Annotated in this window: 4 protein-coding genes, 2 tRNA genes, 3 rRNA genes and 1 pseudogene; 9 read left to right on the top strand and 1 reads right to left on the bottom strand. The window is 57.2% G+C overall.

Annotated features, from left to right (window positions below; genetic code table 11):
* From M2A_RS16630 to rrf, 5 genes are all read left to right on the top strand, one after another.
* Positions 1-1,180 (top strand): 16S ribosomal RNA (locus tag M2A_RS16630); the annotation flags it as partial.
* Positions 1,181-1,361: 181 nt separating this feature from the next.
* Positions 1,362-1,438 (top strand) — tRNA-Ile (locus tag M2A_RS16625).
* Between the two features lie 31 nt (positions 1,439-1,469).
* Positions 1,470-1,545, top strand: a tRNA-Ala gene (locus M2A_RS16620).
* Between the two features lie 239 nt (positions 1,546-1,784).
* Positions 1,785-4,522: ribosomal RNA gene (locus M2A_RS16615) — 23S ribosomal RNA — on the top strand.
* Positions 4,523-4,609: 87 nt separating this feature from the next.
* Positions 4,610-4,724, top strand: a 5S ribosomal RNA gene (gene rrf, locus M2A_RS16610).
* A gap of 138 nt (positions 4,725-4,862) precedes the next feature.
* Here rrf and M2A_RS16605 read toward each other — a convergent pair.
* Positions 4,863-5,432: a TetR/AcrR family transcriptional regulator gene (locus M2A_RS16605; protein WP_045449852.1), complete on the bottom strand. Its 570-nt coding sequence runs from the start codon at positions 5,430-5,432 to the stop codon at positions 4,863-4,865.
* 106 nt (positions 5,433-5,538) lie between these two features.
* Here M2A_RS16605 and M2A_RS16600 point away from each other — a divergent pair, with 106 nt between their 5' ends.
* The 4 genes and pseudogenes from M2A_RS16600 to M2A_RS16585 all read left to right on the top strand — a co-directional run.
* Positions 5,539-6,567, top strand: a complete 1,029-nt coding sequence (locus M2A_RS16600; RefSeq protein ID WP_045449854.1) for an alcohol dehydrogenase catalytic domain-containing protein — start codon at positions 5,539-5,541, stop codon at positions 6,565-6,567.
* 7 nt (positions 6,568-6,574) lie between these two features.
* Positions 6,575-7,009 (top strand): PaaI family thioesterase, encoded by a 435-nt coding sequence (locus M2A_RS16595; protein ID WP_244444483.1) that lies wholly within the window; start codon positions 6,575-6,577, stop codon positions 7,007-7,009.
* A 211-nt stretch (positions 7,010-7,220) separates the two neighbouring features.
* Entirely contained in the window at positions 7,221-7,541 is a 321-nt protein-coding gene (locus tag M2A_RS16590) for a 2Fe-2S iron-sulfur cluster-binding protein (protein WP_045449848.1), read from the top strand.
* A gap of 102 nt (positions 7,542-7,643) precedes the next feature.
* Positions 7,644-8,045 (top strand): annotated as a pseudogene (locus tag M2A_RS16585) (cytochrome P450); the annotation flags it as partial.

The raw sequence follows: 8,045 nt of genomic DNA, 5'->3' as shown, positions 1-8,045 counted from the left end.
CCTACGGGAGGCAGCAGTGGGGAATCTTGCACAATGGGCGAAAGCCTGATGCAGCCATGCCGCGTGAGTGAAGAAGGCCCTAGGGTTGTAAAACTCTTTCAGTGGGGAAGATAATGACGGTACCCACAGAAGAAGCTCCGGCTAACTCCGTGCCAGCAGCCGCGGTAATACGGAGGGAGCTAGCGTTGTTCGGAATTACTGGGCGTAAAGCGCACGTAGGCGGACTGATCAGTTGGGGGTGAAAGCCCAGGGCTCAACCCTGGAACTGCCTTCAATACTGTCAGTCTTGAGTCCGAGAGAGGTGAGTGGAATTTCCAGTGTAGAGGTGAAATTCGTAGATATTGGAAAGAACACCAGTGGCGAAGGCGGCTCACTGGCTCGGTACTGACGCTGAGGTGCGAAAGTGTGGGGAGCAAACAGGATTAGATACCCTGGTAGTCCACACCGTAAACGATGGATGCTAGTTGTCGGGCAGCATGCTGTTCGGTGACGCAGCTAACGCATTAAGCATCCCGCCTGGGGAGTACGGTCGCAAGATTAAAACTCAAAGGAATTGACGGGGGCCCGCACAAGCGGTGGAGCATGTGGTTTAATTCGAAGCAACGCGCAGAACCTTACCAACCCTTGACATCCCGATCGCGGTTACCAGAGATGGTTTCCTTCAGCTCGGCTGGATCGGTGACAGGTGTTGCATGGCTGTCGTCAGCTCGTGTCGTGAGATGTTGGGTTAAGTCCCGCAACGAGCGCAACCCTCGCCTTTAGTTGCCAGCATTAAGTTGGGCACTCTAGAGGGACTGCCGGTGATAAGCCGGAGGAAGGTGGGGATGACGTCAAGTCCTCATGGCCCTTACGGGTTGGGCTACACACGTGCTACAATGGCGGCGACAGAGGGCAGCGATACCGCGAGGTGGAGCAAATCCCTAAAAGCCGTCTCAGTTCGGATTGTTCTCTGCAACTCGAGAGCATGAAGGTGGAATCGCTAGTAATCGCAGAACAGCATGCTGCGGTGAATACGTTCCCGGGCCTTGTACACACCGCCCGTCACATCATGGGAGTTGGCTTTGCCCGAAGGCGGTGCGCTAACCAGCAATGGAAGCAGCCGACCACGGTAAGGTCAGCGACTGGGATGAAGTCGTAACAAGGTAGCCGTAGGGGAACCTGCGGCTGGATCACCTCCTTTCTAAGGATTAGCCTTCAGATCTTCGCTCTGCGAATTTCTATCGGCTTTTCAATAGACATGAAGCTGGGTACTGGGCATTTCGCCTGGGCCGCAGTTTCGACAATACAACGCGGGATACCGCCGCCTTCGTTTCTCTTTCTCTTGTGACGAGCGCACGCTTATCGACCTGGTATCGATTTGGGGGCCTGTAGCTCAGGTGGTTAGAGCGCACGCCTGATAAGCGTGAGGTCGGTAGTTCGAGTCTACCCAGGCCCACCATCTTTGCGGTCAGGTTCTGGTCAAGATAGAAGGGGGCGTAGCTCAGTTGGGAGAGCGGTAGCTTTGCAAGCTTCAGGTCGTCGGTTCGATCCCGTCCGCCTCCACCAATCTTCTCCAACACTCTTCGGGCCTGCTGCCGCTGTCACATGAGAGAACAAAGTTTCGGTATCCGTCCGGATGCCGATTGATCATTTACATCGTAAAGAAGGGATTTGTCCGCTGTGATCTGCACGGATCACTTAGAAGGACACATCTCAACAATCAGAAAAATTCTCTGACCGAATACTCGTTATCGGTGTCAGGGCATTGGGCTTCGGCCTTATGCGCGGACATTGGTAATGAGAGCGATCAAGCGTCTTAAGGGCATCTGGTGAATGCCTTGGCGACAAGAGGCGATGAAGGACGTGGTACGCTGCGATAAGCCATGGGGAGCTGCGAACAAGCTTTGATCCATGGATTTCCGAATGGGGAAACCCACCCGCAAGGGTATCTTGCACTGAATACATAGGTGTAAGAGGCGAACCTGGGGAACTGAAACATCTAAGTACCCAGAGGAAAGGACATCAACCGAGACTCCGTTAGTAGTGGCGAGCGAACGCGGACCAGGCCAGTGTCAAACATGAGAAAACTGGAACCGTCTGGAAAGGCGGGCCGTAGTGGGTGATAGCCCCGTACAGGTAAATCGAATGTTTGACCTCGAGTAGGGCGGGACACGTGAAATCCTGTCTGAACATGGGGGGACCACCCTCCAAGCCTAAGTACTCCTTGTCGACCGATAGTGAACTAGTACCGTGAGGGAAAGGTGAAAAGCACCCCGACGAGGGGAGTGAAATAGTACCTGAAACCGGATGCCTACAAACAGTCGGAGCCCGCAAGGGTGACGGCGTACCTTTTGTATAATGGGTCAGCGACTTAATCTGGCATGCAAGCTTAAGCCGATAGGTGTAGGCGCAGCGAAAGCGAGTCTTAATAGGGCGATTAAGTATGTCGGATTAGACCCGAAACCGGGTGATCTAGCCATGAGCAGGTTGAAGGTGGGGTAACACCCACTGGAGGACCGAACCCACGAATGTTGAAAAATTCGGGGATGACTTGTGGCTAGGGGTGAAAGGCCAATCAAACTCGGAAATAGCTGGTTCTCCGCGAAATCTATTTAGGTAGAGCGTCGAGTGAATACCCATGGGGGTAGAGCACTGGATGGGCTAGGGGTCCTCACCGGATTACCAAACCTAACCAAACTCCGAATACCATGGAGTACTACTCGGCAGACACACTACGGGTGCTAAGGTCCGTAGTGGAGAGGGAAACAGCCCTGACCGCCAGCTAAGGTCCCTAAGTTATGGCTAAGTGGGAAAGGATGTGAGGGTGCACAGACAACCAGGATGTTGGCTTAGAAGCAGCCATCATTTAAAGAAAGCGTAACAGCTCACTGGTCAAGCGCTCTTGCGCCGAAGATGTAACGGGGCTAAAGCCATACACCGAAGCTGCGGGTGTACACTTTTGTGTACGCGGTAGCGGAGCGTTCTGTACGTCTGCGAAGGGTGACCCGCGAGGGCACCTGGAGATATCAGAAGTGAGAATGCTGACATGAGTAGCGATAAAGAGTGTGAGAGACACTCTCGCCGAAAGTCCAAGGGTTCCTGCGTAAAGCTAATCTGCGCAGGGTTAGTCGGCCCCTAAGGCGAGGCAGAAATGCGTAGTCGATGGGAAACAGGTTAATATTCCTGTACTTGGAGGTAGTGACGAATACCGTAAGTTGTCAGTCCTTATTGGATTGGTCTGGCAGCGAAGGCGTTCCAGGAAATAGCTCCTCCGTTAAAACCGTACCCGAAACCGACACAGGTGGACTGGTAGAGCATACCAAGGCGCTTGAGAGAACTGCGTTGAAGGAACTCGGCAAAATGCTCCCGTAAGTTCGCGAGAAGGGAGACCTCCATTTGGGCAACCAGGTGGAGGTGGCACAGACCAGTGGGTAGCGACTGTTTATTAAAAACACAGGGCTCTGCGAAGCCGCAAGGCGACGTATAGGGTCTGACGCCTGCCCGGTGCCGGAAGGTTAAAAGGAGGGGTGCAAGCTCCGAATTGAAGCCCCGGTAAACGGCGGCCGTAACTATAACGGTCCTAAGGTAGCGAAATTCCTTGTCGGGTAAGTTCCGACCTGCACGAATGGCGTAACGACTTCCCAGCTGTCTCCAACGCAGACTCAGCGAAATTGAATTCCCCGTGAAGATGCGGGGTTCCTGCGGTCAGACGGAAAGACCCCGTGCACCTTTACTATAGCTTTACACTGGCATTAGTGGCGGCATGTGTAGGATAGGTGGTAGGCTTTGAAGCTTGGGCGCCAGCTCAGGTGGAGCCACCCTTGAAATACCACCCTTATCTTCATTGATGTCTAACCGCGATCCGTTATCCGGATCCGGGACAGTGTATGGTGGGTAGTTTGACTGGGGCGGTCGCCTCCCAAAGAGTAACGGAGGCGCGCGATGGTAGGCTCAAGCTGGTCGGAAATCAGCTGTTGAGTGCAATGGCATAAGCCTGCCTGACTGTGAGGCCGACGGGCCGAACAGAGTCGAAAGACGGTCATAGTGACCCGGTGGTCCCGCGTGGAAGGGCCATCGATCAACGGATAAAAGGTACGCCGGGGATAACAGGCTGATACTGCCCAAGAGTCCATATCGACGGCAGTGTTTGGCACCTCGATGTCGGCTCATCTCATCCTGGGGCTGGAGCAGGTCCCAAGGGTATGGCTGTTCGCCATTTAAAGAGGTACGTGAGCTGGGTTTAGAACGTCGTGAGACAGTTTGGTCCCTATCTGCCGTGGGCGTAGGAGAATTGAAAGGATCTGTCCCTAGTACGAGAGGACCGGGATGGACGCACCTCTGGTGGACCTGTTGTCGTGCCAACGGCACAGCAGGGTAGCTATGTGCGGAAGGGATAACCGCTGAAGGCATCTAAGCGGGAAACCCACCTTGAGACTAGTTCTCCCTTGAGAGTCGTGGAAGACCACCACGTTGATAGGCCGGGTGTGTAAGTGCGGCAACGCATTGAGCTTACCGGTACTAATTGCTCGATTGGCTTGATTGCTCTCATTACTTATGTCCGTGGCCCACACGGACGAGAAGAACACAGTGAATTTTTCTGATTAACTCGTTGCGCTTTGCCCTTTGCCGGCTTGGTGGTTATAGCGAGGGTACTACACCCGATCCCATCCCGAACTCGGCCGTGAAAGCCCTCAGCGCCAATGGTACTGCATCTTAAGGTGTGGGAGAGTAGGTCGCCGCCAGGCCTGCTAAGTGCAAAGCGCAGCGAGTGAGATGATCCCTTCTGAACGATGTAAACACTATCAAAACGCCGCCTGGGCTTGCCCCGGCGGCGTTTTTGTTATGCCTGCTTGCCGGACCTTTTCCCGCACCTTCGGGCCCGGTTATTGCTCGAGAATAAGGGCGAGCTCTTCTGCGGCGGCATGGAGCGGTGCGGGGGACTGGGCCGCGCGGGCGAGAATGAGCGCCCCCTCGATTGCCGAAAGAATGAGATTGGCCGTGCCCGCCCGCCGCGCTTCGGGCCAGCCATGCCGGGCCAGCACCGCCTCGATGACCGCTTGCCAATGCCGGAAGGCGTTTTGGCCGGCCGCGGTGATTTTCTGCGAGGCGGGCGCCGTTTCCAGCAAAGTGGTGGAGATCGGGCAACCGTCCCGGTAATCGGACTGCTCGAGCCAGCCTGCCAGAAGCTCCAGATAAGCCTTCACGAACTCTGCCGGTGAAGATGTCTCGGCGGCAAGGGCGGTGAGCGTGCGGGTGACGGTTTTGCCTGCCGCCTCCAGCGCGGCGGCGCCGACTTCCTCCTTGCCTGCCGGAAAGTAGTAATAGAGCGAGCCGCGCGGCGCCCCGCTTTCGGCCAGGATCTCGTTCGTGCCGGTTGCCGCATATCCCTGCCGGCGGAAGAGACGGGCCGCCGTTTCAATGAGAGCGGGGCGGTGTTTCGCGCGTGTGGTCATGCAGCCTCTCCTCGTGTTTTGCCGGGCAGGTTTGCGCCTGCTTGACGTGTCTTTATTTTATAGACTAGTCTATAAATATCAATATTGAAAACGCATGGAGAAAGCGATGAGGCAGCTGGTTTTTGCCGGGGACGGCAAGGTGGAATGGCGGGAGGTGCCGGATGCCCGGCTCGTCCATGATGGCGGAGCGGTTGTCCGGCCTCTGGCGCTCGGGCGCTGCGATTTGGATGCCGGTTTCGTGCACGGGTTCGTGCCGATGGCGCCGGGTGAAGCGATCGGCCATGAGATGATCGGCGAGATCGTCGAGCTTGGTGATCAGGTGAAGGGTTTCAAGGAAGGCCAGAAAGTCTTTGTCACCGCGCAGATCTTTTGCGGTATCTGCACGAAGTGCAAACGCGGCTATACGGGCCGTTGTGAGAGCGTGCCCTTCGGTGCTTCCTTCGGCATGGGCCGGGCAGGCGGCTTCGGCTCGTCGGCGGGCGATCTCGTCTATGTGCCCTATGCGGGGGCGATGATGGTGCCGCTGCCGGAAGGGGCAAACCCGCTCGCCCTCATCGGCGTTGCGGATATGGCGCTCGATTCCTGGCGCGCCGTTGGCCCGCATCTCAAAGCCCGGCCGGGCGCTGGCGTGCTTGTGGCGGGCGGGCTTGCCTCGGTGATCGGGATTTACGCGGCAGGCATCGCCAAGGCGATGGGCGCAGGACAGGTGGATTATTGGGATGAGAACCCTTCCCGCGGCGCGGAAGCGGCGAAATACGGCGCGCGGGTGATTACGGATCCGGGCGCGCTTGCCGAGGGATATTCCATCGTCGTCGATGCCTCGGGGGATGCGGAGATGCTGGTCACCGCCATCCGCCATGCCGAGCCTGAAGCGATCGTTACGAGCGTTTGCATGCAGCTTTCGGAGATGACGGCGGTGCCGCAGCGCGAGATGTACCACAAGGGCATTACGTATGTGACGGGCCGGCCCAATTTGCGCCCCGCCTTCGAGGACGTGCTCACCTGTTGCCGGGCGCATGGTTTCCGGCCGGAGCTCGTGACAACCGAGGTCTATGATTTCGATGCCGCGCCAGAGGCCTGGATGGATGTTTCCATGCGCAGCGCCGCGCACCGCCCTTCCCTCTATGACGCGTGAGACAACCATGAGCGATATACCCGAAGGCTTCGCGCCGCACTTCCGCAAGAGCCCGCTGACCGACCCTTGGGAGCCGCTTTATTCGAAAGAGACGGATAAAGCGGTGATCATCGGCTTCCGCGCCGGGCCTGCGCACACCAATTCGCGCGGTTTCGTGCATGGCGGGCTTCTCAGTGCGCTTGCCGATAATGCGATGGGGCTTTCCTGCGCCAAGCATCATGAAGATATACGCGGCCTCGTCACCGTCACCCTGACGGTCGACTTTCTCGGCTCCGCCGAGCTTGGCCAATGGATCGAGGTGGAGACGGGTTTTGTGAAACCGGGCCGCAGCCTCGATTTCGCGCAATGCTTCGTCACGGCGGACGGCAAGCCCTGCGCGCGGGCGAATGGGACGTTCAAGGTGTCCGCTAAAGGCCCCGGCGGCGGCAAGACGGCGCAGTAACGCTTAAATACCGCCCCTGATCATGTAAAGCGGCTCTCCTTGTAACGGGAGCCGCTTTTCTTTTAGAGGCTGCCGCCAAGGCACCGTCCTTATTGACAGCACCCCCAAAATATCCTCAAATATTAAAGTGCGTATTAACACTACGCAAAAGAGCCCTTAAGGGCCAGACAGTATGCAGGGATGCAAACGGAACGGGATGAGGAGGCACGCTTTGCCGAAGGTGACTTATATCGAGCATAACGGAACGATCCACGAGGTGGAGGTGGCAGACGGCTATTCGGTGATGGAAGGGGCCATCAACAATGCCATTCCGGGCATTGACGGGGATTGCGGCGGCAGCTGCGCCTGCGCCACCTGTCATGTCTATGTGGACCCGGCCTGGCTCGCCAAAACGGGCGAGCGCAGCGAGATGGAAGAGTCCATGCTCGATTTCGCCGCGGAGGTGGAAGAGAACAGCCGGCTCGGCTGCCAGATCAAAATGAGCGCCGAGCTCGACGGGCTGATCGTGCGGATGCCGGAAGCTCAGCATTAAGAAGCCCAGCATTAAGAAACGCAGGACTGAAAGACGCAACCTACAAGGGGGGCGCAAGCCCCGGGGACCCAAGAGGAGCGCTGCAAGGCGCGGGAGGAAAGAATGAGCGTAGCGGCAAGCGATTTTCCGCAGGATCACAGCGTCGATCCTTATTCCATACCGATCGAGAAGCTGGACGTTTCCGATGCCGGCCTGTTCGAGCGCCAGGAGCACTGGGCCTATTTCGAGCGGCTGCGCAAGGAAGACCCGGTGCATTTCATCGAGGACAGCGAGTTCGGCCCTTATTGGTCGATCACGAAGTTCAACGACATCGTTTTCGTCGATACGCATCACAAGGAATTTTCCTCCGAGCCCACCATCGTGATCGGCGACAGCGAAGAGTTTCAGCCGCCCATGTTCATCGCCATGGACCAGCCGAAACACGATGTGCAGCGCAAGGCGGTGACGCCCGCCGTCTCGCCCATGCAGCTTCAGGAAGTCGAGCCGCTAATCCGCCAGCGCGTC

It is taken from the genome of Tepidicaulis marinus (assembly GCF_000739695.1).
Taxonomy (GTDB): Bacteria; Pseudomonadota; Alphaproteobacteria; order Parvibaculales; family Parvibaculaceae; genus Tepidicaulis; species Tepidicaulis marinus.
This window is presented reverse-complemented; position numbering and strand designations above follow the sequence as displayed.

Bases quoted from the DNA above. Each gene is read 5' to 3' on its own strand.
- M2A_RS16605 (WP_045449852.1), bottom strand. From the start codon at position 5,432: ATGACCACACGCGCGAAACACCGCCCCGCTCTCATTGAAACGGCGGCC.
- M2A_RS16600 (WP_045449854.1), top strand. From the start codon at position 5,539: ATGAGGCAGCTGGTTTTTGCCGGGGACGGCAAGGTGGAATGGCGGGAG.
- M2A_RS16595 (WP_244444483.1), top strand. From the start codon at position 6,575: ATGAGCGATATACCCGAAGGCTTCGCGCCGCACTTCCGCAAGAGCCCG.